The organism is Bacillus sp. 1A, from assembly GCF_052682215.1.
This window is the reverse complement of record NZ_JBQYLZ010000001.1, coordinates 3,452,160-3,477,792: the sequence shown is the minus strand read 5'-3', so window position 1 is coordinate 3,477,792 and position 25,633 is coordinate 3,452,160. Positions and strand designations below refer to the sequence as shown.

Annotated in this window: 24 protein-coding genes and 5 pseudogenes; 9 read left to right on the top strand and 20 right to left on the bottom strand. The window is 34.7% G+C overall.

Features of this window, described 5'->3' with window-relative positions:
- Window positions 1–20: 20 nt before the first annotated feature.
- The 5 genes and pseudogenes from ACUN0F_RS17730 to ACUN0F_RS17710 all read right to left on the bottom strand — a co-directional run bounded on the left by ACUN0F_RS17730 (window position 21) and on the right by ACUN0F_RS17710 (window position 4,559).
- Window positions 21–1,349: a YjiH family protein gene (locus ACUN0F_RS17730; protein WP_046954267.1), complete on the bottom strand. Its 1,329-nt coding sequence runs from the start codon at window positions 1,347–1,349 to the stop codon at window positions 21–23.
- A 113-nt stretch (window positions 1,350–1,462) separates the two neighbouring features.
- Window positions 1,463–2,341, bottom strand: a complete 879-nt coding sequence (locus tag ACUN0F_RS17725; RefSeq protein ID WP_445539833.1) for an aminoglycoside phosphotransferase family protein — start codon at window positions 2,339–2,341, stop codon at window positions 1,463–1,465.
- Window positions 2,342–2,542: pseudogene (locus tag ACUN0F_RS17720) on the bottom strand (GNAT family N-acetyltransferase); the annotation flags it as partial.
- A 211-nt stretch (window positions 2,543–2,753) separates the two neighbouring features.
- Window positions 2,754–3,188, bottom strand: a complete 435-nt coding sequence (locus ACUN0F_RS17715) for a ferritin-like domain-containing protein (RefSeq protein ID WP_264462223.1) — start codon at window positions 3,186–3,188, stop codon at window positions 2,754–2,756.
- 189 nt (window positions 3,189–3,377) lie between these two features.
- A complete protein-coding gene (locus tag ACUN0F_RS17710) occupies window positions 3,378–4,559 on the bottom strand; it encodes a YhgE/Pip domain-containing protein (RefSeq protein ID WP_264462224.1) in 1,182 nt (393 codons plus the stop codon).
- Window positions 4,560–4,730: 171 nt separating this feature from the next.
- Here ACUN0F_RS17710 and ACUN0F_RS17705 point away from each other — a divergent pair, with 171 nt between their 5' ends.
- Window positions 4,731–5,348 (top strand): TetR/AcrR family transcriptional regulator, encoded by a 618-nt coding sequence (locus tag ACUN0F_RS17705; protein ID WP_445539832.1) that lies wholly within the window; start codon window positions 4,731–4,733, stop codon window positions 5,346–5,348.
- 55 nt (window positions 5,349–5,403) lie between these two features.
- Here the strand turns inward: ACUN0F_RS17705 and ppsA are convergent, their stop codons facing one another.
- Both ppsA and ACUN0F_RS17695 read right to left on the bottom strand, forming a co-directional pair.
- Entirely contained in the window at window positions 5,404–8,010 is a 2,607-nt protein-coding gene (gene ppsA, locus ACUN0F_RS17700; RefSeq protein ID WP_445539831.1) for a phosphoenolpyruvate synthase, read from the bottom strand.
- 159 nt (window positions 8,011–8,169) lie between these two features.
- Window positions 8,170–8,266: pseudogene (locus tag ACUN0F_RS17695) on the bottom strand (YolD-like family protein); the annotation flags it as partial.
- Window positions 8,267–8,470: 204 nt separating this feature from the next.
- Here ACUN0F_RS17695 and ACUN0F_RS17690 point away from each other — a divergent pair.
- Together ACUN0F_RS17690 and ACUN0F_RS17685 are read left to right on the top strand one after the other, a co-directional pair.
- Window positions 8,471–9,328, top strand: coding sequence for an MBL fold metallo-hydrolase (locus ACUN0F_RS17690; protein ID WP_445539830.1), 858 nt, complete (start codon window positions 8,471–8,473; stop codon window positions 9,326–9,328).
- A 481-nt stretch (window positions 9,329–9,809) separates the two neighbouring features.
- Window positions 9,810–10,151, top strand: coding sequence for a hypothetical protein (locus tag ACUN0F_RS17685; RefSeq protein ID WP_445539829.1), 342 nt, complete (start codon window positions 9,810–9,812; stop codon window positions 10,149–10,151).
- 335 nt (window positions 10,152–10,486) lie between these two features.
- Here the strand turns inward: ACUN0F_RS17685 and cotF are convergent, their stop codons facing one another.
- Complete coding sequence (gene cotF / locus ACUN0F_RS17680) at window positions 10,487–10,966, bottom strand: spore coat protein CotF (RefSeq protein WP_264462229.1); 480 nt, start codon at window positions 10,964–10,966, stop codon at window positions 10,487–10,489.
- 505 nt (window positions 10,967–11,471) lie between these two features.
- On the opposite strand from cotF, the gene ACUN0F_RS17675 reads away from it, so the two are divergent.
- Both ACUN0F_RS17675 and ACUN0F_RS17670 read left to right on the top strand, forming a co-directional pair.
- Entirely contained in the window at window positions 11,472–12,230 is a 759-nt protein-coding gene (locus tag ACUN0F_RS17675; RefSeq protein WP_264462230.1) for a YqcI/YcgG family protein, read from the top strand.
- 91 nt (window positions 12,231–12,321) lie between these two features.
- A complete protein-coding gene (locus ACUN0F_RS17670) occupies window positions 12,322–12,948 on the top strand; it encodes a LysE family transporter (RefSeq protein ID WP_075307820.1) in 627 nt (208 codons plus the stop codon).
- 52 nt (window positions 12,949–13,000) lie between these two features.
- On the opposite strand, the gene ACUN0F_RS17665 is transcribed toward ACUN0F_RS17670, so the two are convergent.
- The 3 genes from ACUN0F_RS17665 to ACUN0F_RS17655 all read right to left on the bottom strand — a co-directional run bounded on the left by ACUN0F_RS17665 (window position 13,001) and on the right by ACUN0F_RS17655 (window position 14,951).
- Window positions 13,001–14,344: an amino acid permease gene (locus tag ACUN0F_RS17665; RefSeq protein ID WP_445539828.1), complete on the bottom strand. Its 1,344-nt coding sequence runs from the start codon at window positions 14,342–14,344 to the stop codon at window positions 13,001–13,003.
- Window positions 14,345–14,358: 14 nt separating this feature from the next.
- Window positions 14,359–14,511: a hypothetical protein gene (locus ACUN0F_RS17660; protein WP_264462232.1), complete on the bottom strand. Its 153-nt coding sequence runs from the start codon at window positions 14,509–14,511 to the stop codon at window positions 14,359–14,361.
- Between the two features lie 227 nt (window positions 14,512–14,738).
- Window positions 14,739–14,951 (bottom strand): alpha/beta-type small acid-soluble spore protein, encoded by a 213-nt coding sequence (locus ACUN0F_RS17655; protein ID WP_000069660.1) that lies wholly within the window; start codon window positions 14,949–14,951, stop codon window positions 14,739–14,741.
- A 274-nt stretch (window positions 14,952–15,225) separates the two neighbouring features.
- Between ACUN0F_RS17655 and ACUN0F_RS17650 the strand changes: the two genes are divergently transcribed.
- Entirely contained in the window at window positions 15,226–15,702 is a 477-nt protein-coding gene (locus ACUN0F_RS17650) for a YndM family protein (RefSeq protein WP_264462233.1), read from the top strand.
- A gap of 35 nt (window positions 15,703–15,737) precedes the next feature.
- On the opposite strand, the gene ACUN0F_RS17645 is transcribed toward ACUN0F_RS17650, so the two are convergent.
- Together ACUN0F_RS17645 and sasP are read right to left on the bottom strand one after the other, a co-directional pair.
- Window positions 15,738–16,253 (bottom strand): DUF3231 family protein, encoded by a 516-nt coding sequence (locus ACUN0F_RS17645; protein ID WP_098759327.1) that lies wholly within the window; start codon window positions 16,251–16,253, stop codon window positions 15,738–15,740.
- Between the two features lie 294 nt (window positions 16,254–16,547).
- Window positions 16,548–16,760, bottom strand: coding sequence for a small acid-soluble spore protein, SasP family (gene sasP / locus ACUN0F_RS17640; RefSeq protein WP_000002837.1), 213 nt, complete (start codon window positions 16,758–16,760; stop codon window positions 16,548–16,550).
- A gap of 254 nt (window positions 16,761–17,014) precedes the next feature.
- Here sasP and ACUN0F_RS17635 point away from each other — a divergent pair, with 254 nt between their 5' ends.
- Together ACUN0F_RS17635 and ACUN0F_RS17630 are read left to right on the top strand one after the other, a co-directional pair.
- Window positions 17,015–18,148: a zinc-dependent alcohol dehydrogenase gene (locus ACUN0F_RS17635; RefSeq protein WP_445539827.1), complete on the top strand. Its 1,134-nt coding sequence runs from the start codon at window positions 17,015–17,017 to the stop codon at window positions 18,146–18,148.
- 235 nt (window positions 18,149–18,383) lie between these two features.
- Window positions 18,384–19,238, top strand: a complete 855-nt coding sequence (locus ACUN0F_RS17630; protein WP_445539826.1) for a manganese catalase family protein — start codon at window positions 18,384–18,386, stop codon at window positions 19,236–19,238.
- 45 nt (window positions 19,239–19,283) lie between these two features.
- On the opposite strand, the pseudogene ACUN0F_RS17625 reads toward ACUN0F_RS17630, so the two are convergent.
- A pseudogene (locus ACUN0F_RS17625) lies at window positions 19,284–19,472 on the bottom strand (DNA repair protein); the annotation flags it as partial.
- Here ACUN0F_RS17625 and ACUN0F_RS17620 point away from each other — a divergent pair.
- Window positions 19,453–19,647: pseudogene (locus ACUN0F_RS17620) on the top strand (alpha/beta fold hydrolase); the annotation flags it as partial. The pseudogenes ACUN0F_RS17625 and ACUN0F_RS17620 sit on opposite strands and share 20 nt — an antisense overlap.
- 347 nt (window positions 19,648–19,994) lie before the next feature.
- Here the strand turns inward: ACUN0F_RS17620 and ACUN0F_RS17615 are convergent.
- The 6 genes and pseudogenes from ACUN0F_RS17615 to ACUN0F_RS17590 all read right to left on the bottom strand — a co-directional run bounded on the left by ACUN0F_RS17615 (window position 19,995) and on the right by ACUN0F_RS17590 (window position 25,623).
- Window positions 19,995–20,552, bottom strand: a pseudogene (locus ACUN0F_RS17615) (undecaprenyl-diphosphatase).
- Window positions 20,553–20,570: 18 nt separating this feature from the next.
- The gene (locus ACUN0F_RS17610) at window positions 20,571–21,746 is read right to left on the bottom strand and encodes an inositol-3-phosphate synthase (RefSeq protein ID WP_445539825.1); all 1,176 of its coding nucleotides are present in this window, start codon (window positions 21,744–21,746) and stop codon (window positions 20,571–20,573) included.
- A gap of 4 nt (window positions 21,747–21,750) precedes the next feature.
- Entirely contained in the window at window positions 21,751–23,088 is a 1,338-nt protein-coding gene (locus ACUN0F_RS17605; RefSeq protein ID WP_445539824.1) for an alkaline phosphatase family protein, read from the bottom strand.
- A 17-nt stretch (window positions 23,089–23,105) separates the two neighbouring features.
- On the bottom strand, window positions 23,106–23,984 hold the full coding sequence (gene eboC / locus ACUN0F_RS17600) for a UbiA-like protein EboC (RefSeq protein ID WP_445539823.1): 879 nt from the start codon (window positions 23,982–23,984) through the stop codon (window positions 23,106–23,108).
- Complete coding sequence (locus ACUN0F_RS17595; RefSeq protein WP_445539822.1) at window positions 23,981–24,811, bottom strand: sugar phosphate isomerase/epimerase family protein; 831 nt, start codon at window positions 24,809–24,811, stop codon at window positions 23,981–23,983. Before ACUN0F_RS17595 ends, eboC begins: the two co-directional genes overlap by 4 nt.
- 14 nt (window positions 24,812–24,825) lie before the next feature.
- Window positions 24,826–25,623 carry a TatD family hydrolase gene (locus tag ACUN0F_RS17590; protein ID WP_445539821.1) on the bottom strand — a complete coding sequence of 266 codons (798 nt, stop codon included), beginning with the start codon at window positions 25,621–25,623 and terminating at the stop codon, window positions 24,826–24,828.
- Window positions 25,624–25,633 lie beyond the last annotated feature (10 nt).

The following is a 25,633-nucleotide window of genomic DNA, read 5'->3' as shown; positions in this document are numbered from 1 at the left end:
CTTTAAAGCGAGTTCATTCTTTATAGAAGTATGTAAGCAATCGGCGTAATAATAAGTAACGTTAATATCGTTCTTTGTACATAGAGAATAATAAGTTCCGATACTTTTAACGGAATGTCTGTCGATAAAATACAAGGAATGGAAGCTGAGAAGAACAATATAGATGATACCGAAACAACCGCAATGACAAACTTTGTCACAAGTGGTGCACTTACTACTAATAATGATGGCAAAAACATTTCCGCAATACCAACGGATACCGCTTTAGCAGCTAGTTCTGCTTCTGGTAATTGTAATAGCCATGTAAACGGATAGAAAATATAACTAATCCAATCAAATATTGGCGTGAATTTCGCTAAGACGATACCAATTAATCCGACTGACATAATGGATGGTAAAATTCCCATCGTCATAATAAAACCGTCTTTTAAGTTCACTGCAATATTTTTCATAATACTCGGTGCAGACTTTGATACTTCTAACGCATCTTCCCAAGCTCGTTCTAGCATTTTTTCTTTATAAACAGGCTCTGGGAACCCTTCTTCTGTTACATATGTATCTGGTTTTCTACTAAGGGGTGGGATTCTTACGGTGATAGCAGTTACGATGAATGTTACAACGAGAGTAGTCCAAAAATAAACATTCCATAAATGCATAATGTCTAATGTTTTTGCGATGATAATCATAAATGTTGCGGATACTGTAGAAAAGCCTGTAGCGATAATAGCTGCTTCTTTTGTCGTATATTTTCCTTCTTTATACACGCGGTTCGTAATTAATAACGCCAATGAATAGCTCCCTACAAAGGAAGCAACCGCATCGATTGCTGATCTTCCCGGTGTTTTCCATAACGGTCTCATAATCGGACGGCAAAATGTACCAATAAATTCTAGTAATCCGTACCCGACTAATAACGCTAAAAAAGCTGAGCCAATTGGAACGAGTAAACTTACCGATATTACTAGTTTCTCATACAAAAACGGCCCTACATCTGGCGCAAAGAACCAGGCTGGTCCCACTTTAAAACAATATAGTACACCGAAAACGACGCCAACTACTTTTAAAATAGAAAAACAAATGTCTACGATAGAAGCATTCCATTTCTTCGTATAAAACGGATAAATTGCACCCATTACCATAACAAGTAGTGCGTAATAAGGTACTACTCCTGGAACCGAAGCCCGGACCCAAGATACGATATGATCAATCATAATGGACGAAGCACCATTTATCGTAACTGGTACGAAAAACATAAACACCCCAACGAGACTAGCGAGTATAAACCGAAGAATGATCCTCTTCTCACTCCCTGTCTTAATTACATTCCTTTTTAATTCAATTTCACTCAAAATTCGACACCTCCTATTTATCTAAATATTCTGTATAATTATGTTAGATTCCTTCTTTCGATTTCTAATATTTAATCATATGAAAAAGCCTATTTTGAAATAGGCTTTTTCTATTACCTCTCATAATCATCCACAATCACTTGAATGACACGATACGATTCTTCCGCCACTATCTTATTACTAATCTTATTCGCATCATACGTAATTAACGCCTTCCAAAGTGCCCATCCTCTCGCCCTATTCCACGTTTCTTTATCTATGCGCAATACTTCTTTAAATACGTTTCTACTATTCTTATCAAAAAACGTCCAAGCCATCGCTGCATCACAAGCCGGATCTCCTACTCCTAAAATACCAAAATCAATTACGGCGCAAAGCTTTCCGTCCTTAACGAGTAAATTTCCTGGTGCAACATCTCCATGAATCCAAACTGTTTTACGCTCCCACGTTGACTGAAGTGCTACACCCCAAAGATGCTTTAATACGTTTTCATCAAAAACGTCCTTATTATTTTCGATAGCACCTCTCGCCTCTTCATCATATACAGATATAAGCCCGCCTCGGTAAAAATTATGTGCTCCAGCTACCGGTCCATTACTCGCATCAATGGACTGCAATTCTACTAAAAATGATCCTAAGTGTGACGCAAATTCATTTAAGTCACGGACATTTTGTTTCGTAACTATTTCGCCCTCTATCCACTTATTAATAGACCAAGGCCACGGATACGCTTCAGACGGAGCCCCTTTCGCAAGTGGTGTAGAAATCGGTAAAGAAAGCTCCTTACTTAATATAGGAAGCCAACTATTTTCTTTCTCTACTTGCGGTGCATATGCCACGTCACTTGGCAATCTTACACTCATCTCATCACCTAGGTGAAATGTTCTGTTATCATGCCCACTAAACTTTACGGGCTTCACGTCTAAATGTGCCCATTCAGGAAACTGTTCCCCTATTAACCTTTTAACTAAATCGGTATTAATTTGATCCATTCAATATCCCCTTTTCTTTTGAAACTTACTAAGTCCATCTATACTCCCAACATATTCAAAACCATTTTTCTTATAAAAATCATTCAACTTACGATTATGCCCGACGCAGTCTAGCTTCAAGTACTCTTTGTCATGTTGTACATTCTCTTCTATCCACTGTAAAAGCCATTCTCCAATCCCATTCCCCTTATACTTCCGCTTCTGTAGCAATTCGAATTGTATATTCTTTAACTGTAGTTCTCTCCATATTACGTTTCCCCTTTCATATACTTACTTCTCTCTTTACTAATTTTCATTTTATACATTATATACCAAAACTAACTAATACACCTTCAAGATATCTATTTTACAGCTTGTATTCCACAAAAAAACCGTCTCACTACTAGTGAAACGGTTTTAATTTCTTAAGCATTCACTTCATCTTCACAAAATAATATAAAAACCACACTGCATGATTTTGTTCATCGGCAGCTATTCTGCGCAATAACTCTTTCAGATGTGCATCCGATGCTTCATCTGAAATTTCCAAGTAAAAATCTACTGTCTTCTGTTCATCTTGTATTGCGAATTCTAATCCTTGTAAGTACGTATTCGGACATTCTTCTGTAATTTTTGGTTTTGGCTGCTGACCAGTTAAATTTGTATAGATCTGTACAAACTGATGAAAATGCTTTATCTCATCATTACGAATTTCAAGAATTTGATTTCTTTCCGCCACATTTGGAGCCATATTAGCTAATTTCGCATAGCAATTTATAGCACTAAACTCTCCATTAATTGCTTTCTCAATATCACGAATCAACTTATCATTTTGCCTATACCAATCATAATAATTCGAATTATACATCTTATCCCCTCCATTATTTCGCATTACATTTTATGCAATTTGAAATAGCAGGAGCATGTATACAAAAAGAACCGCAAATCCGAACTCTTCTATTCCCCTTAAAATATAGAAAAACCTATCTTGCTTGATTTCCCTATAGGTTAATAAAAATCAAAAAACGCTTCACTCTTAGTGAAACGTTTTTATCCTTTATGCGTGTAATTCTGTTATATGTTCCTTTATTGCACTACGTTTGAAAGCAGTCGCTAAAATAATAGCCATACTTACCGCACCAATCCAAATGAGCACAGTAACAGGTGTACCCCAGCTTAACCCTTTTCCGAAGAAGAATATTTCTCTAAGCCCTTCAATCATAAATCGCATTGGTAACCATGCGTACACCCAATCTTGATAAAACGGAGACAACATTTCCGGTGCTAATGATAATAACGGTGCACCGAAGAAAAGTAAGAGTGCGAATACACCAATTCCTTTTAGTCCAACTAGTGAAAGTACTGCGGATATCATTAAAAAGAAGCTAAAGGACGTAATTGATAAAAACAGTGCCGTATCCGTGAAATTCGAAATATTTAAACCTACCATACCATCCGCGATCCATGTGAGGCCAAATCCAATAACAAGTGCCGCGACAGCCCCTGTTATGATTTGTTTTAGTTTTAATATGAAGCTTTCTTTTCTTGTACCTACTGGCATTTTACTTATCGCAATAAAGATAATTGCTGCGCTCGCTAAACTTGCAATCCATAACGGCTGGAATAAAGACATTGGCGAGTTACCGTTCGCACTATTTTTGCCGATTTCATTCACATTTGTCACTTTCTTTGCAATAGGTGTTATTACATTTGAAACTTGGTCTGCTGTTAATGTAGCTCCTTTTGCTTTCAATTCTTCTAATAGTTGTGTACGAACAGTATTGTTCATATTATCAACGATCGCATTTAACATTTGTCCTGCCATAGTTGATGCAGCTGTATTCATTCCTTGATTGATGAATATTTCTACCTCTGGCGAAGATGGCTGTGGTGTTCGTAATGATGCTTGTTTTGTGCTAAAGTCTTTCGGAATAACTAATGCTGCGTAATATTCTTGATTATTTAAACCTTTTTGAACTGCTTCTTTATTTTTCACTTCTACCCACTTCACCGCAGGTTCTTCATCTGATTTTGATGTCTTTTTCATATTATCAACAATCGTTTGCCCCATATTCATCTTTGGTTGATTCGGAATTTCTACTCCTTGATCCTCATTTACAATTGCGATTGGCAAATTTTTCGGCTGTGGTTGAACGGTTGGAAATAACGTGAATGAAAAAATAAAAACAACAAGTAGTGCAATAACTGGTGATACATATAAAAGTTTATTTTTAAACATTTTCTTTTCTCCTCCTATAATTTGATTTATAATAACAAACAACGTGTTGTTTATTTATATTTTGAATTATATGTTCGAGTTGAACCTTATACAATAATCAAAAATCGTGAATGTGTCGGTTATAAGACACATTCTTGAAAAGTGTTGAGAAAAATTAAGGAGGGACATGCTTTGCGCGATAGTAATTTAGATTTACGTGTTATTCGTACGAAAACTGCCATACGAAACGCATTGGTCGAATTAATTGAAGAAAAAGGTTTTGACGCCATTACAGTGAAAGATATTACAACGAAAGCAAACATTAATCGCGGTACTTTCTATGCGCATTATCAAGATAAATTTGATTTAATGACGAAATGCCAAGAAGAAATTATGTATAAATTTTCTAGCATTGCCAAACAGAGATTGCCTGAAGTTATTGCGGATCTTGGGTCCAATCCTTCCCCAACAATGCCGTTTATACTTATTACTTCTATTCTTGAATTTCTAAATGAAAATAGTGATTTTATGAGAGCTGTATTAAGTCCAAAAGGAGATTTGTCTTTCCAAACAAAACTGAAAGACTTTATGTGGAAAACAATATTTGAAGATACGAATGGCGCTCTCATTAATAAGGAGAATTTACTTGTCCCAAGCCAATACTTAGCTTCTTATATGGCATCTGCTCATATAGGTGTTATTCAGCAGTGGTTAACTACCGGGCAAAAAGAAACACCTGAGGAAATTGCTCGCATTTTATCAACAATCGCAGTTCATGGACCTTTTTATGCGGCTGGCTTAAAAAAATAAGTCAGCTATATAATAAAAGATCATCCACTATAATAGCGGATGATCTTTTATTTCATTACAACACTTCAATATACCCTTCTGTTCCATGTACCCGAATTCGTTGCCCATCTTTGATTCGTTTCGTAGCATTCTCTACCCCGACGACTGCTGGTAATCCATATTCACGTGCAATCACTGCCCCGTGCGTCATAAGTCCGCCAACTTCGGTGACTAACCCTTTTATAGACACAAATAACGGTGTCCAGCCCGGGTCAGTAAAAGCAGTAACTAATATATCCCCCTCTTCTAAATTCGCATCTTCCATGTTTAAAATAACACGAGCTCTTCCCTCAATCACTCCTGAAGAAACAGGCAAACCTACAATCGCGTCAGCTGGGAGGTTTTCTCGTTTATATTTACCTGTAATGATTTCTCCATCAGACGTCATAACGCGGGGAGGCGTTAGTTTTTCATATAATTTGTACTCATTTTTTTGTTTATGAATAAGCTCGTAATCTAGTTTTTTCGTGCGAATAACTTCGTGAAGCTCTTCAAAAGTTAAATAGTATATATCATCAACTTCATGAATGACACCGCTTTGGACAAGTTGCTCAGCTTCTTTCAATAATGCCTGCTTATATATGAAATAACGATTAATCATGCCGTATTTCGGATATTCACGATAGCCAATAAAATTACGGATTTTACGAATCATTCGCTTCGTTTCTTCTATCTTTTGTTTTCCATCCGGCAATTGCTGCAATCGGTCTAATAATTCTTCTTCTTTTTTCAAAGCTTCTTGCAGTCCTTCTTCAAACTTCCGTTTACTAGCACCCGCTTCAAAGTCTCTTATATTATTTAAAATCATCGGGATAATTGTAGTTGGCTTTTCACTCCAGCGTGTTTTCGTAATGTCAATTTCTCCACTACATCTCATTCCGTATTTATTTAGAAAAGTTAGAATGGCATCTCGGGCTTCTTCTCCACCTTTAAACTGAACTATTTCATCTAAAAAGTTATCGTTTTCTACATGTTGTAAATACGTAATAACTTCTTGGTACGGCCGAATCACATCAGCAACGTCCAGTAATGCTAGCCCCATTTCAGACGTAATATTGTTTTGTACCGATTGAGAAAGTATGTCTGCTGCATTCTTTTCGCCTAGCCAGTGCTCCATCTTTTCATTCATCCATGTTGAAGCATTCATACCTGCCATAATGACAGCGATACTTTGCGGATGAAATAATATTTTCTTTAATTGCTGAATATCTTCCAAAATAAAATCAAGTACATCCACCCCTGATTTCGTTTGCATGTTTCGTTTTAACTCTTCGATTGATGCTTCACTATTCTGTATTAAATTCGTAACGATTGCCGGATCATTTTCGATTTCTAGTTGCGAATTTGCAGGTTGCTTACTTTTACTAACACTCTTTTCTTTTTCATCATCCGGCAACAATGTAATAAAATTATCTCGCTCGATTATAGTCGTTAATGCATCTCTTACGAGTGGATCTGATTTTCCTAAAGTGTTTATTAAATAATCTCTGCTAGCAGGTGAAGCCAATTGTTGCGTAGCATCAACAAACAGCCGTCCTCCCGCTTGTCGCATAGGAGCATTAGTCGTTAACAGGAAAAAAGATAACCCTAGCGGTTTCATCGCATCGGTCATCATTTGTTGATGGCCAACTGATATATATACATGATTTCCCCCATCATTTTCTTCAGGAATTGGATATAAAGTCGTAATGGGGCGACTTTGGACAATATAAAATGTATCATCCACTAAACACCATTCAATATCTTGCGGACAACCAAAATAAGCTTCAATCTGTCTTCCGATCTGTGCTAGTTGTAATATTTGTTGTTCAGACAATGTTTGAAGCTTTTGCTGAACCGGATCAATCTGTTTCGTCTCCGTTCCGCCCTCTTTTAAAGCATAAATAGCTAATTTTTTAGTCCCTATCATCATTCCGGCAATTTCGCCTTCTTTTACTTTATAATTATCGGCAGAGACCAATCCTGATACTAATGCCTCACCAAGTCCAAAACTGGCATCGATTGATACTACCTTTCGGTTAGAAGTAACCGGATCAGCAGTAAATAAAATGCCCGAAGCCTCAGGGAAAACCATTTTTTGAACGACAACACATATAGAAACTTGATTATGTTCAAAATCATTTTGCATGCGGTACATAACTGCTCGCTCTGTAAATAAAGAAGCCCAGCACTTTCTTACATGCTGCAAAATCGCTTCTTTACCGATAATATTTAAATACGTATCTTGTTGACCAGCAAACGAGGCATACGGCAAGTCTTCAGCCGTAGCACTAGAACGCACGGCATACGCATGTTCATTTCCAAAACGTGAGAGATAATGAGCTACCGCTTCCACTACTTCAGAAGGGATTTCTACTGCCATAATGACTTCTCTAATCTTCTTACTAATTCCACCAATTTGAGTTCGGTCTTCACGTTTCAACTTTGTTAGCTGCTGCAACAAAGTTTGAAGCTCGTCATTTTGCTCGATGGCCTTTTCATATCCTACCGTTGTAACACAAAATCCTTCTGGCACTTGTATCCCTTGAACGCTTGATAACTCCCCTAAATTCAATCCTTTTCCACCAACGAGTGCAAGCTGCGTGTTTTCTATTTCCTGAAAATCGAGAACGAAAGAACTCATGTAACATCTCTCCTTACTTTGCATGTGTACTTGATTGTAGCAGGAGTAAATACGAATAAACAGTCTATTTTGAACTTGATTTACATGGTATAATTAAGTTAGGAAGAGATATTCCCCCCTCTAATTCACTTCAACTACATCACCAAACTTAAACATCCTTTAATTATGAAAAGCATCGGTTACAAGTAATCGTCTTATTTAATGGATTTATATCAGCTACTGTTATGTAATTTTTATATAAATACACATCAAAATATTAAGATGAATATTTTATTAACTCATCACCCTCCTCAAAAAAAATTGTAGAAACTATTATATAAATTCATATGTCTCCACCTTAATTCTAGGACTTAATTTTTTTTGTAATCCCCCACTAATTCTTTTTTCAAATGTCCCAAAATGGATTCGAGAAATTAGGGAACTATAATGTCGTATTAAAATATATTAAGGGGGATAAAAAGTGGACAAGGAAATGAATTACGGAAGTGATTACAAGTTTATTCCAGCAACTTCAATTGAAAGTGGTCATGGCCTTGAAGTATTGCCTGATTTATTTTGTTACACGATTCAAATCGTCAACATATGTTTTGTTGGAAATCCGCATACCAATGATTTTGTTTTAGTTGATGCTGGAATGCCTAAATGTGCAAATGAAATTATCTCTGTTACTGAGAAGCAATTTGGTACAAATAGCCGTCCAAAAGCAATTATTTTAACTCACGGGCATTTTGATCATGTTGGAGGAATAATCGAACTCATTAAGTATTGGAATGTTCCAGTCTATGCCCATCAAATGGAGATACCGTTCTTGACTGGACAACAAAGCTATCCTGGACCAGATCCAACAGTTGAAGGTGGTATGGTAGCGAAAATGTCTCCCCTGTTCCCTAATGAAGCAATTGATTTAGGAAATAGCGTAAAAACACTACCTACCGATGGAACTGTTCCCCATATGCCAGAGTTTAGATGGATTCATACACCAGGGCATACTCCTGGGCATATTTCATTATTCCGAGAAAAAGACCGAACTTTAATTACTGGGGACGCTTTTGTTACAGTGAAACAGGAATATTTATATAAAGTAATTACTCAGGAACAGGAAATAAGCGGTCCGCCTCGTTATTTAACAACAGACTGGAAAGCTGCTAAAAAATCAGTTATTAAGCTAGAGAAATTAAAGCCTCTAGTCGCTATTACCGGACATGGGATACCAATGTCCGGTGAATTGCTATCAACAAGCCTCAAAACACTCGTTCAAGAATTTGATAAAATCGCTGTACCCGATCATGGAAAATATGTAGACAAAAAGATACATTAAATAAGGAAATACTTTGCATGTTTTTTATATCAAAAGATTAAAATACAATAAAAAATTACGCTATCCAAACTTTAGATATGTCGAAATCATCAAAAGATATTACACTTTATATGTTAAAAACAATGGATGCAGAAAATATTTGTATTTTACAAAATAGAACTACTTTTTCGGGAATAAAAATCGCGATTTCGCAAACATTATATGTAATACAGCCTGCTTCTTACCCAGACTGTATTTCTTACCATTAAAGAGAAGTCATTACCAATAACTGCTCTTTTTTAACTTTTAGCATAAATTTCAAATTCTTGTTCATACTATACTTAACCCATGAAAAAGTTATACTCCTTAAATTCATGGATGTAAATTTCTCAAGGCAGCTGGCTTTTGCTAGCTGCTTTTTTATTTATAGAACAATTACATAAAATATGCAGTTGAAAAATAGAATTAGAAGTAGATTGTTATTGAGGGGAGAATCTTAATTATGAAAAACAATGTACATGTTTATATAGGATTGGTTTCATCTATTAGTATCTTTTTACTTTCGCTATTAATTCTATATTTTAATCCGTATAGTGGTCAAATATCTAATAAAGAATTTTTCATCACTGTTCTTTTCATGTTATTACTCCCCTCTTTTTGGGCAACCATTTCAATAGTTAAAAGAGAAAATATTTTGATTTTAATTTGTAGCATTTGGTTATTACCTGGAGGAATCTATTTCGGAATATCTACAATTCCAAGTGTTTGGAATTTATATATTTTGTTTCTATTTTTTATCTATTTTTCAAATGAAAACTATACAAAGTTAATCCCAAATGAATGACTCTCCTGTTTAAAACATGTATAAACAACCTTTATAGCTTGTACTTAAAATTCTAGTTCACGAGTTACCCAATAATAACTTTTTTACCAAGTATCAACAAATATTATAAGAACATCTATTTTTATTTAGAAAATAATTCTCTAAAAAGTTCTTAAATATGAGTTCACGTATTCTAAAATAGCCTTAGTATAATTTCTTAAATATTTTAGAATGAATTTATATTTGTAGAATTTAATCAATTTGTTAACAATGGAAATTACCATTTAGTCTTAACTATTTGACCCTATATATATAAACTATAGTTCTCCTCTAAAGATAATTTCCATACCTTCATTTTAATATTGCATTTGTATTGCCTTTTGCACATTTTGAACATCATTTTTTAATAGTTGCTTTAAATCATAAGCTGGATAGTAACCACGTTCATACATAAAGTTAAAAACCTGCGCATGTAATTGTATAGCGCCATTTATTTGGCGGGTTAAAACTTCTCTAAGTCGGGGTGTTGCAGTTTCAGTAATTGCGATTGCATAATTTCGAACAGATGTCTTTGCTAATCCAAGTAAATCTCCAGCGTAAAATCCAGTGTCATCACGATGCTGTGCTTGAAATCCAGGAGCATACGGATAAAACTGTACTAACTCTTGTAGATTGTTTTGGATCGCATTTATAGCTTTAATATATAACGATTGAAGTGCTTGATCAGGTACATTTCTAACTGACTTTTTTAATTTGATTAAACCGTTCGCTTGGAATGCTACTAATTCATGTAGATCCAATGTTTCATGCCAAGCTAACTGATTAGGATAAGACATATATGTTCCCCCTTAATATTCATTCATGCTACATTATGCAAAAAAATATAAAAGGGGCCTATACTATATAAATTCATTTCAACTTAATTTATCATTACCTTCCATTTTCTATATTAATCACCATAAACTCCTCTTCATTCCTCTTCTCTACTTTTTTATATCCTTAATTTTAATTTTCAAAATGACTTCTTCGCCTTTACAATCTATAAATTTAATTTTTTCTTCCTTAAAAATCCCCACCATAATACATCCTTTCTCGTTTCGTTATAAACCATACTAGTTAGAAAATATAAATTTGAACATTGTACCTATATATATTTTTCAAATTTTATAGTTACTTAAATTTATACATTATTAGATATTAACTATTAAAGTAACTCATTGCAGGGATTATCCATTAAATCATTTCATTTTAATAAATTGAAAAAAATTATTTTTGCTATGTTAGTCACCCATTCCTAAATAATTAATAGGTTATATATTATGACTTAGGAGGGATAAATAGATGACTATACTTTATGATAAAGACTCTTTACAAAAAAATATTACTAACCTTCCACATTGGCAACAAGAAGCTTTCGGTTCTTTCCAATTAAAAATGACAGATAAAAATAAACCTTTCCCTTGTATACCAGCTCAAAACGGTTTTACAGCCAATCACCTCAGGTACGCATTCATTGGTGATCCTAGAGATACGAATACTAGCGCGGATTTTGCTACATTACTTAAAGAATATACGGAATGTTCTAGAGACACAGGGCAATACGCTTCACTTATTGTTTTTATTCATACACCAATAGATTTAAAGCGAGAAACTACCGTTGAGGATTTTGAACATATTTATTGGTCTCTACTTAATACAACTAGCCGTTTGGACGAGATGGAATGGCCTATGCACATTCCAAATGATCCTATGGAAAACACTTGGGAATTTTGCTTTCATAATGAATCATATTTTGTTTACTGCGCTACACCTGCCCATGTCAATAGACGAAGTAGACATTTTTCATGTATGATGCTTGCTTTAACCCCTAGATGGGTTTTACAGGGGGTTATGAATTCTGAGAAACGCAGTAGAAAACTAAAAAACTTAATACGTCAACGTCTAGCCACTTATGACAAAGCTCCTATTCATCCCTCCCTTAAAGATTATGGTGAAAAAGATAATTATGAATGGCAGCAATATTTTTTACGTGATGATGAAACAATTCCATCAAAGTGTCCATTTTCTCGTATAATTAAATACTTGCATAAAAATAAGTAATCCCGTCTGCTTTTTATTATTTAGTTGTACAAACTTTAACCACTGAATAGATTTAATATAGATCAAATTTAGTGGGAGGAGCATATTATACATGGGTATATTTTTAAGCTATGTTTTCTTAGGTTTATCATTATCTGCTCCAATGGGGCCTATAAATGCTGCACAACTAGAAAAAGGTATTAGAAGCGGATTTTTTCACGCTTGGATCCTCGGCATAGGAGCCTTACTTGCAGATATTATCTACATGGCACTTATTTATTTAGGTGTAATTCATTTCCTCGAAAAAGATATTATAAAACTTTTCTTATGGTCTTTCGGAGCTTTTGTTTTAATCTATACAGGCATCGAAAGTTTAAAAAACGCTAATCAAATTAGCATTAGTAATACGAGAAATGATGATTCAATTGTTAAAAGCTTTTTTTCTGGTTTTTTTATGTCTTTATCGAATCCATTAACAATTCTATTTTGGCTTGGAATTTTCGGCTCTATATTAGCAAAAGCCGCTTCTTCCTATAATAAAGAGCAGCTTTTGTTATATAGCTTTGGTACCATTTTAGGTATTTTTATTTGGGATATTACGATGGCAAGTACATCTAGTATATTTCGTAAATTTTTGAATACTCGTATATTGTCTCTTATAACGGTAGTATCTGGAATATCACTTATTATTTATGGATTATATTTTGGTTTTCAAACTTATCAAATTATTTCTCAATAACTTCTATTATTTAGTTCTGACCTACTATTCCTGTTGTGTAAAGAAAGATACTTCATATAACTGTATTCCTTTTTCTTGAGACAAAATGAACAATTATAGTAACAATAATAACTATTCCTAAAAACAACAAACTCACTAGGAAACCAAAACGGGTTGTTTTTTGCAATAGTGTTCCACTAACAGCTAGTGCAATCATAATAAGACCAATAATACTTTTTATCTGCATCCAACCTTTTGGATTCATTAGTCTCCAAAAGGAAAGAAGAATTAAACTCCATGTATATAACAACATTAATCCAGCTGCAGTTGTTACATATTCATATATATTTTTTGGTAGTAATAAAGCACTAAGGATAGAAGCGCCAAGTCCAATTATAATAAGAATTAGAGCTGGAAAAGAGATGTTTTTTTTATTTTTTTTAGCAAACATCGCAGGTGCATCACCCTCTTCAGCTAAGTTCATTAATACACTTGTAACCGCAAATAATGAACCAACTAATGTTGAAAAACCCGCTAAAATTAATACTACATTTAAAATAAATGGTACATACGGCAAATTATAATCTTGTAACGCTATTACAAAAGGACTTTCTTTCGTATTAAACTGGTTTAATGGAACCATCATAATTGCCAACCCTAAAGAGACTACGTAAATAATCGTTAAAACCATTAACATTACTCTGCCTGATTTTTGTGCCTCTTTAGGGTCTTTTAATCTTATTGTCATTAGCCCCATGATTTCGATTCCCCCAAATGCATAAAATGCATAAATTAGAGAGGACCAAGTACCTTTTAATCCATTTGGGAACCAGTCTTTAAAATTCCGCGGAATTTGCGCTTTATATAAACCACCCTTTATAAATCCTAAAATAACCAAAATAGCAATCACAATGAATCCTATAATAGCCGCGATTTTTATAATAGCCATCCATTTTTCTAAACGTTCGAATATTTTTACCCCTATAAAAATAATTAATATAGCCGCTACTCCATATACAGCAGCAAATATCCATAGTGGTATTTTAGGGAACCAGTAACGTGAAAAAATTCCTAACGCACTTAACTGGCTGCCCATAATAAGTAGTTCAGAACACCAATATGTCCATCCGTGACTAAAACCCGCCCAATTTCCAAAAGCTTTTCTTGAATAAATGCGAAATGATCCTTTTTGCGGATCTTCTACAGCCATTTTTGCCAATGCTTCAAATACAATATATGTAGTGAATCCAGTTAAAATAAGAATAAGAATAATTGAAGATCCACCTATTTTAATTCCTATACTGGATCCTAAAAAAAAGCCTGTCCCTATTGTACAACCAATTCCAATAAGTGAGAGTTGCCACCATTTTAAATCTTTTTTTTCTTTCGTTTCGTTCTTAACATCATGACAGGTCATATTTCTATTCTCCTTTATTCATTATGAGAATTCCCCTCATGATCACTTAAGTACTTCTCAGCAAGCTTTTCAACAACATCAATGACATCATGAGCCTTTATTTTATGATTTGCTACTCTTTCACTTCCTACAGAAATCTCGACTGTAAATAACGCTTCATATTTCATTTTTTCTGCCCCTTTCGCATCAAATACAACCTCTCATCTTTTATCCTTTTATTTTGCAAAAATTTATTATATATTTAAAACCTCGAGAATCTAAAAGTTAAACAAATAAATTCAATTTATAGTTGTAAATCTAAAAAAATTCTAACGCTACTAAGCTTATTTATTAAAAAATGTATGAGAAAGGAGAGACGGCATGCCTCTCCTCTATATCCATTTAACATATAAAATTAACGAGTAACGCCACCGCCAAGTTGTTGCTCAGCTAATGATACAAGACGTTTTGTAATTTCACCACCAACAGATCCGTTTGCACGAGCTGTTGCATCTGCACCAAGTTGCACTCCAAATTCTTGAGCAATTTCATATTTCATTTGATCAAGAGCTTGTTCAGCGCCACGTACTAATAATTGGTTGCTGCTTCCACTGTTATTGTTTGACATGTTAATTCACCTCCTTCTTTATTTAATATGTTAAATTACATGATAAAATATATAGTTAATTAATTGGTAATTACGACCACGAATTCAAAGGTATAATTGATACTCTTTAAGCCCAAAATAATATTGTATAGGAGAACAAAATATAACATACGTGCCATGGGATATCATAAATAGGCCTCCATTACAACATAAAACGGGTTACGCTATATAAAAGCATAACCCGTTTTTAATGGAATGTTTTATTCAATATACTTTTAAATAGCGGAGGAAAAAGATGAAACATATTGTTGCTTTATTAATTAAATACACAGCCATAACTGCGGTATTATTAGTCATACTCGGTATTTTCCAAGGTATTTCAATTCCTAGAGTATTACTGATTTCTCTTTTTCTTACGGGAGCTGCTTATTTAATCGGAGATCTCTTCATTTTACCTAAATACGGAAATATGATCGCTACAATTGCAGATTTCGGCTTAAGCTTCTTCGGAATTTGGTTATTAACATCTTTGTTTACCAATTTAGATTCCACTCGTAATATTGGATTTTCTTCATTTTTAGCCGCTTTAATTATTGGCGGAATAGAAGTTTTCTTCCACATTTATATGCAAAAGTTAGTACTACGTAACGACAATGAATTAAGAGAACATAATCATATTCACCATGATAAATATGCTATGGAGATGTCAGAGGAATATATGGATTCTTCCACAGTAAATAAATCCAAGCTTGAGGATACATCTAAAAAATAAAAAAGTGGCCAACGCCACTTTTTTATTTTTGTTTATTAAGCTTGATCAGAATTTCTTACATGTAATGGAGGTGGAACTACCCACCCTTTTTTCTTACTTAAACGTAGCAAAGTTACACCTGCCTGCGCTTTTTTCATATGAAATTGTCCGAATAGCATGCCTACATCTTCGCGAAGGCATTTTCCCATCACTTGACTACATGTCACAAGTCCAGCTGCTAGCCCTGCAGAAACAGCAGCTGCAATTTCAACATCATTAATACGCGCTCCCGGAGGAATGTCTTCAATAGATGCAACTGGTCGTTCTGGAGGAGCAGGGGGTAAAGCGACCCCATTAACTTTTAAAAGTGTCTTTAATTCTTCTATTTCCGAATTCATATCATTTTCAATTAAGCCTTCTAAAAACTTCTTCAAGTCTTCATCACCTGTATGATTCATAAATACTTGATGGCTTGCAATCGCACCCTGTGCAGCAAGAAGATAACTCCAAATGTCAAATACTTCACCGTAATGTAAAGGTTCATTTTGAGGATTTCCACTTAATATACCCATTCTTAAATCCCTACCTTTCGAAAATATCATAATAAATATTGATTTCAATATTGAAATCAAATTTTTAAGTATGCTTTTTCCTGCAAAAGATTTTCTACTATGCATGGAAAACACCTTTCCAACACCGCGTGTTTATTGTTTAGGAAAGTAGTTTACAAATTAAATACTCAAAGATTATGAAAGAAGATTATCCATAATCTTTGAGTGAGAATTCATTTACTATAAGGTTTTTTATTTTTATACATATACAAAAGAAATTGATTTACATATCTGCTACATTGTATGTCAATTTACTTAGCGGTTAGCTCTACCACCAAGTTGTTGTTCAGCCATTGCTACTAAACGTTTTGTAATTTCACCACCAACAGATCCGTTTGAACGAGCTGTTGTATCTGCACCAAGTTGTACACCAAACTCTTGTGCAATTTCATATTTCATTTGATCAATTGCATTCTCAGCGCCTCGAACTAATAATTCATTACGACTTCCACTGTTATTGTTTGCCATATTCTTTCACCTCCGATGTTTTTATTATGCTACGAATCATAGAAAATAATTATCCTTTTTATGGTAATTTATTTATGTATAAATATTGATTTTCTTCTTAAAATAGGGCAAAAGACCTAAGAAAGAAAAGCTGCTATAAAATAGTTTCACAACAAAACTATGTATAGACCTCTCTATTAGTAAAAATTTCTGTTTTACCAAGAGATACGTATAAATTATATTTCGAGAAATGATTCAAAAGGAGATATGAAATTATGAAAGCCGTGACCTATCAAGGGCCAAACCAAGTACAGGTTAAACAAGTTGATGATGCTAGATTAGAGAAAAAAGATGATATTATTGTAAAAATTACTTCAACCGCTATTTGCGGTTCTGATTTACATTTATATCAAGGTAACATGCCGTTACCTGAAGGGTACATTATTGGCCATGAGCCAATGGGAATTGTTGAAGAAGTTGGTCCAGATGTTACGAAAGTAAAAAAAGGCGATCGTGTTGTTATCCCCTTTAATGTTGCTTGTGGACATTGTTTTTATTGCCAACATGAAATGGAAAGTCAATGTGATAACTCCAATCCTCATTATGATTCTGGTGGATATTTTGGTTATACAGAGAAATTTGGTAACCATCCAGGCGGACAAGCAGAATATTTAAAAGTGCCTTTCGGAAATTTCACTCCATTTGTTATACCGGAATCATGCGAACTTGAAGATGAATCCCTACTATTTTTATCCGATGTTTTGCCAACAGCCTATTGGAGCGTAATAAACGCAGGTGTTAAGCCAGGCGACACTGTTATCGTCCTTGGTTGTGGACCTGTTGGATTAATGACACAAAAATTCGCTTGGATGCAAGGTGCTAAACGCGTAATTGCGGTCGATTACTTAGATTATCGGATAAATTATGCAAAAAAGATTAACAATGTTGAGGTATTTGAGTTCACAAAATTTCCAGATATGGGAGAACATTTAAAGGAAATCACACATGGTGGTGCCGATGTAGTCATTGATTGCGTGGGCATGGATGGAAAAAAATCGCCACTAGAATTTCTGGAACAAAAATTGAAATTACAAGGTGGAACTCTCGGCCCTATTCAAATTGCTACGAAAGCCGTAAGAAAATACGGAACGGTTCAAATGACTGGTGTTTATGGTGGCAATTATAATGCATTCCCACTCGGAGCATTTTGGGTTAGAAATATTAATCTTAAAATGGGACAAGCACCTGTTATTCATTTTATGCCGGAACTATTTGAAAAAATAACAAACAAAGAATTCGATCCAAAAGAGATTATTACACACAAAATCCCCCTTGAAGCAGCGAGCTACGGTTATCAAATTTTCAATAATCGTGAAGATGATTGTATAAAAGTCATTTTAAAACCTTGAAGATACAATTTATTATTCTTCATGAAAAGGTAAGATTACACTCCGTAATCTTATCTTTTTTATTACACGCTAAGTAGCTATTCCCCTACTCTCATCTCATATCGAAAATAGTTATTTCAAAAAGACTTTGCATTTTACGGTAACGATTCATTGGTAAAAAAATGAATTAAAGTATTAATTAACCAATTAGCGGACACGATAACAATGTTAACTAACTTAAAAAGAGGTGTCCTTCATGTTTTATTATAAAGAGGAAATAATTAATATGATTAAGCCGGATAAACCAGATCCAGCTGCTGCAAAAGTTCTACAAGAAATTTTAGGTGGGCATTATGGTGAAATGCGTACAATGATGCAATACTTCTTCCAAAGCTCAAATTTTAGAGGTAAAGAGAAGCAATATCGTGATTTACTCCGAGGTGTCTTCTTAGAGGAAATAAGCCATGTAGAACTTGTACAACATACAATTAATCAGCTATTAACTGGATCTGGTGAACCTACGCCAGGAAATGCTGGTATTGACAAAGCACCGCTTAATGAAGCGGTTAAACATGCAAATCCTCATCACTTTATTGTAGGTGCTCAAAGTTCATTACCTGTTGATGCAGCTGGCAACCCATGGAATGGATCTTGGGTATATAGTCATGGAAACTTAATTAGCGATTTACTAGATAATGTAGTACTTGAATCTACAGGTGTACTTCAAAAAACTAGAATTTATGAAATGAGTTCTAATCAAACATTTAGAGAAACTCTTGCATTTTTAATTGTACGTGATAATGCACATCAAAATGCTTTTGCAAAAGCTTTAGAGACATTAGGGGTTGAATGGGGGAAACTCTTCCCTGTGCCGAACTATGATATTAACAAATATCCAGAGTGTAGAAAGTATGTAGACATGGGATTCCATAATACACAATTTAATTTCAGCTTAGATCCAACAAGAATGGGAGAAATATTCCAAGGTGAGTCTCCAAGTAGAAACAAAGGAACATTAACAGTAACTGACCCACCAAAAGGTTTTCCTGTACCAGAACTTCCTGAAATGCCAAATGAGCATAGTCCCGGATTAAAAGATATGGATCTTTAAGATCATTATGGCCAACTATTTATTCATGGTTGGCCATAAACCTTTTTCGTCCATAACCTTCGTTAATCGCATTTCTTTTTCTCTTTGTATGATGTTATCGAAAAGTGAAATTTGTTCTTCCCCTTCATGGATTAAATTTGTTAATGTAATACTTATCGATCGAATCGGCTCTCCTGTATGCCGCTCGTATAAAAAATATGTACAAACATTGTAAATATCCATCGTTAAATTTGATTCAATCTGTGGTTATAAAGATCACTATTTTCTTCTAGAGAAATTTCCAAATGCTATGTTTTCCATTTTAGATGGTGCTGGTCATATGCTTCAAATAGAAAAACGTAAAATAGTACAAGAACTAATCAAAGACTGGCTAATCAGGAGCAATTCATTTTGCGAATCAAGCGAGTAAATACAATCGATAACTTTTTTAGCCAAATTTCCATATCTCTTGCTTGTTAGTTCATTTTATTGCTCTTCAACTAACAGGTGCTTTAGTTCAATAAGAACTATAAAACACCTTTACTATTGATTTTTGAGTGCAAATGCAATTAAATGGATAGAAATTAACCAACTTTAAAGAGCCTTAGTACAATAAAATGTGCAAGGCTTTTATATATTTCATAACAAAATTCAATAACTTTATTATTTTTTACAATTCAAGAATTAAAGAGCGCTTTTAAAAGCGCTCTTTAATATAGACGATATTGAAAAAGAATACTCATTAGTATATGTAATCTTTTTTATTGTGTTGCATAATCAAAAGTTTTTCGATTTGTTTTTAGAGGGTATTACATTCTGCTCTATTTTTCCGTAAAGATTAAGCAATTGTTTAATAAATGTAATTTTTGGTGTTACCCAATACGAAAATAGTGCTGAAAAAATTCCTATTAGAACTCCTGTTATACCATCGCAAGGATAATGAACTCCTACTCAGATACGAGAAATAGCTACACAGAATACAAGTATAACCCATACGCACCCAGCCTTTTTCCGAACAAACAAAATGAAAAACAAATCAAAAAACTAGAGTTGTATATTCGCCAGGAAATGAGTTATCTACTGCATGATCGACGAGTTTATTAGCATTAGGTAATACTATAAATGGGTGATAGTCCAAATGCCATTTTCCTACCAAATTTCTAATTAGTTTTGCAGTTACAAAAGCAAGCATTGCTTGAATAATCATCATTTTGTTCTTTCTAGATTGAGTAAACCAATAAGCCATAATAATTAAACCTAAAAAACAAACCATATATTCCGCTAAAAACACCATATTGAGTTTAGAGATGAATATTGCTGCCCTAGATCATTGATGACTCAAAAATTATCAATTTATTCGAAAGATTTCACATAACCCAACAACATTTGATATTGTTTATCAAGGGCATACTCATCTGTTCCAATTGGTGATTTAAAAAAGAGTGAAAGATGTTCCATTATTCCTACCTTCCTTTCTTTAAGTGCATGATCCATAAAACGGGACAGATCAATTATTAGAGGGGCAGCTAAAATCGAATCAATACCTAACCAATTAATTTTCATTGTCATTCGCTCTCCTAACCAACCTTCAAAGTCAATGGTATCCCAGGCCTCTTTCCTATCTCCTCGGACAGGAAAGTAATCAATTCTTACTTTATGATCAAAATGACTGTACCCCAATATTTGTTCTAGCCCAATGGATTTCGAATCAATTTTTGTTGAAGAATGTGTTGGGTTTTCCAAAACTGCACCATCTTGATTCCCTAAGATGTTCGTACTATACCACCCGACAATATTCAATCCACGTTGTTTGAACATTTTTCCTAAAACATGTTTATATAAAGTCTGACCTGTTCTTCCATCTTTTCCTGTCGTCGGAACAGCCTGCAGTTCTGCTAACTCCTGCAGTGCTGGTATCTCAGTCGTCACACTCGGCGTAAAATTTACATAGGCACAGTTTGATTTCATTGCCGCATATGCATACAGCATACCTGGTCGAATATCAGGTGAATTTTCCCTTAATCCAGTCTCAAATGCTTTTAATGACTGATATAAAGAATGACTTTTTGTCTTTTCTTCTGTTGAAGCCGTATTTACCACAACAATTCTTTCAAGATTATATTTTTTTCTAAATTCTTTAATGTCTGCCTGAATTTGATTCACTGCGCTCATTAAGTTCTCAGGCTCTCCTGTCAGACTATAGACCCCTTTAACAAAATCATTTACATTAGCCAGTGGTGCTTGCCAAATAGGAACATCATTGAGTTGCATTTCAATTTTCTTCAAAATAGATTCCTGAATGATACCATATTTTTGTACTACTTCTATCAATGAATCCTTTTGTATATCCCATCCACCAAAAGCAATCTGATCGAGTGGAGTTAGCTGTAATGTCTCGAATTCTTTTTCTGTAGAAATAACTCCCCTTAGTGGAGCAAGATTTTGATTGACTGCAAAAAGCCCAGAAATCGTTGTTGTTGCAACTGCGCCTAGCACTCCCACAAATAATACACCCATCTGATATGTCATTCTTTCATCTCTCCCCATTCCCCACAAGTTTTAACAACAAGTCATGGACTTCGGTTGCTTCTAATGTATCTGGAAGTTCAAAATCTCTCCCTGTTACTACAAGTGACACATAATCTCCTTTGTCCTTTGCTGGTAAACCGTGAGATCCTTTGATTCGCTCCGGTTCTAGTGGTATTTGGAATGTTTTTGAATTTACAAACAGCTCAACTGGATCATAACCAGGCTTCCTATGAATATCTACATTGTATGCAAATTCTGGTGCCTGTTCATCGTTCAACCACCAGTAGTACACAAACCAACTGTCAGGTTCAGCAATAGCAATTAACTGCCCCGAAAGCTCATGATTAATCTTATGAACCCGTTTCTCTTCTTCTCCCCATACCTCGGCTATACCTGGTGTTCTTTCGAGAATTTCTTTAACTACCCCAATATCACGTGAGTCCTGAATATACACATGAGCCAATTGATGATCTGCTAAAGCAAAGGCTTTCGACATCTCCAAATCGAGAAAATCCATATTTTCGACATGCTTGATAGCCACATATCCCTCTTTATTCAACGTTTGATTGATAAATATAGGTCTATTAACTGTCTTAAATTTGTATTCTGATAAAATAACTAGCCGTGTTTGCTCCTTCAAGTTGCGCTCTTCCAATTGCTCGACAAAGTTTCCAATTAAACTGTCAATTTCTTTAATGGATCTCTTCGCAGCTTCACTTTCAGGCCCAAACCTTTGTGCGTTATAATCTATATTGGGTAGATATACAAGTGATAATCTTGGTTTATATTCTTCTAAAACATCTATTGCTGCATCTAATATCCATTCACTGGATTTAACTGAAGAGAGCGGACCCCAGAAGCTCTTCAAATCGAACTCCCCATATTTTCCCCTCAATTTTTCATATAGCCCCCTCGGCTTTGAATCACACCACATAATTGTTTTTTTATCGAGATGAATTGGGGCAGGAGTAACTACATAGTCTGCTGTGCTCAACTTACTGAACTGCCAAAACAACACTGCTGTTTCAGCTGTCAAATCTTCTTCCTTCAACTTCTCCCATATCTTTTTACCTTCAACTGGTAGCATTGTTTGATTCCACATTGTTATCTCTTTTGTATCCCAATTTGGAAGACCGTTACAAATAATTCCATGTTCAGCTGGTGAGGTTCCAGTAATATACGTAGCCTGCATCGAACCAGTTACAGCCGGAAATACAGGTTTAATTTTTGCTTGTTGGCCATTCTCTAGCAACTTCCGAATATTTGGGGTTAATTCAGCATCATTTAGATGCTCCTCCGTCAAACTAATAATATCTAATACAACCAAGTTCTTTTTCTCCATAGATATCATCCTTTCATCTATGTAACGGGAAAGATACGAGACATGATATAGCTTATAATTAGGAAAGAAGATACAGAAAAGAAAGCTGGCCATCCTCCAAATGAAGCAGCAATTGCTCCATCCAATAATGGAAGACCAATTATACATGTTCCTACTGCTTTTTTAATATTAGATGATATTGGATTTGCTAATGCTGGTAAAACCCCTGAAAAAGTCCATAATAAAAAAACTATTACCGTAATAACAGTTGTTCCCCATACACCATAGAAATGCAAAAGCAAAATAGCAATAGCACATGTTAAGACCGCTCCTGCCATAATTCTTACTCGTATAGGATAGAGTCCGGATCCAACCTCACCTTTAGACATTACAGTAACAGTGAAAATATATATAAATCCTAATCCCGCTAACCACCAAAATTCTACTAATTTATCTGGTACAATACTCAATCCTAGTAACAAGTTAACGCCTCTACAAAGCCCCATCGTTAATGGTCCTAAAACGTCATACTGCTTTGAATAGCGATTATATACAAATACCAACATAATGAGGATACAAGCAATTAAAAAGCTGATACCTGAAACAAAACATACAGATATGATACTTACAGTAAGAAGCACAAAACTAAAACATAAAGCAGAACGAATTGATATACGACCAGATGGTAAAGGTCTTTCAGGACGCTCTCTTTTATCTATTTCAAAGTCAAAAAAATCATTTAAAATAATCCCTGACGCATATATGCATGCGCTCGCTAACATAAGAAGAATAATCTGACTAAAATAACTTTGATTCAAAACTATTCCTGCAATCCAGGTGCCTGCCAATATATCTGCCATCGCTGTAAAGGTATTCGGAAATCTTATCAGTTCAAAATAAGTACGAATTCTTCTCATAGGCTGTTAAGGATACTTTGCACATAGTCATAAGATTCTTTGGCGGCCGATATTGCATGATTTTCATAAGGGTATAATTCAATGGTAATAAAACCGTCATAACCCGTTTTCTTTATAGATTGTAAAACTTCTAGAATAGGAATAGCACCATGACCAGGAATCAGATGCTCATGTACGCGATTCGCTGCAATATCCTCCAGGTGATAATGTTGTGTATATGGTAGCAATTTATAAACCAATGCAGCTGGATCTTCTCCAACACAAAAGAAATGTCCTATATCAAAATTTAATGCAATTGCCTGCGAAGGAACAGCCTTCTTAAATTCTATAAATTGATCTGATGTTTCAATTAATAAATCAGGCTCAGGTTCAACAAGGATTGTTATGCCAGACTTTTCGGCATGATCAGCCAATTCTTCCATTGCAGAAATAAAAACTTTATTTGCCCATTCCCTCCCTACATTGATGAGTGGCCCCCCTGGTTCGGTAGATAGTGTCTTTGCACCGAGTTTTTGAGCTAAGTCAATACAGTTATGAGTATGTTCTATACGTTGTCTTCTTTCTGTTTCATCTACCTCTACAAAAGATGGATGCCAATTATCTTTTATTCCATACAGCATGAATGCATTTAAATTTGATATAGTCATGTTCCTTTGTTTCAACTTGTCTTTTATCATGAGTATTTTCTCATTCGTTACCTCAGGTGGAAAAGCATGCGGGACATCTAGTAAGATTTCTATACCTTCATATCCGATTTCGGATAATATATCTATTGTTTTTAACAGGTCATATCTTTTAAATCCATTACTGCTATATGCAAGTTTCATAATCTTTTCACCCCTTATGAATCTAGTTTTAATTTTCCAGATTGCTCATAAAAACGAACTGGATTATTCCAAACTAGTTCTTGAATGATATTTTCCGCATGCCCTTTCTTTCGCATCTCAAGTGCAGTTTTTACAACATTAAGAGGATTAGATGGTCCCCAATCTGCTGCAGTGTTAACCATCATCTTATTTATGCTGTAATGTTCAATTATTTCAATTGCTTCATCAGTTGAAACTTTCGTCGGATAAATTGTCATTCCGCTCCAGCCTCCATATTCAACGGAAAGATCAATAGTATCTGAATTATTATGATCTATTAATACCCTATCAGGTTCAAGCCCTTCTTCCCTTAGGATTTCTATTGTTCTTCTTGTTCCCTCCCGCTTATTTTGATGGGGAGTATGCACCATAACTAACATATCGAAGTCTTTAGCCAATTTCAGTTGTCTCCGCATCACATCTTCTTCCTCAGGAGTAATCCTATCAAATCCAATCTCCCCAATTGCAAGACACCGCTCATGTTGCAAATACTCGGACAATCCATCAATTACTTGATAGGCAATATCAATGTTATTTGCTTCCTTTGGATTCATAGCTAAACAACAATAATGAGTGATTCCATATTGCTTAGCACGCTCAGGTTCAAAGGTAAGCAAATGTTGGAAGTAATCAAAATAGGTTTCAGGATAACGGCGTTCGCTTCCAAGCCAAAATGCGGGTTCTACAACAGCGCGTACACCGGCCAGACTCATATTTTCATAATCATCGGTTGTACGAGAATAACAATGGATGTGCGGATCAAAATATTTCATAAATTATCTC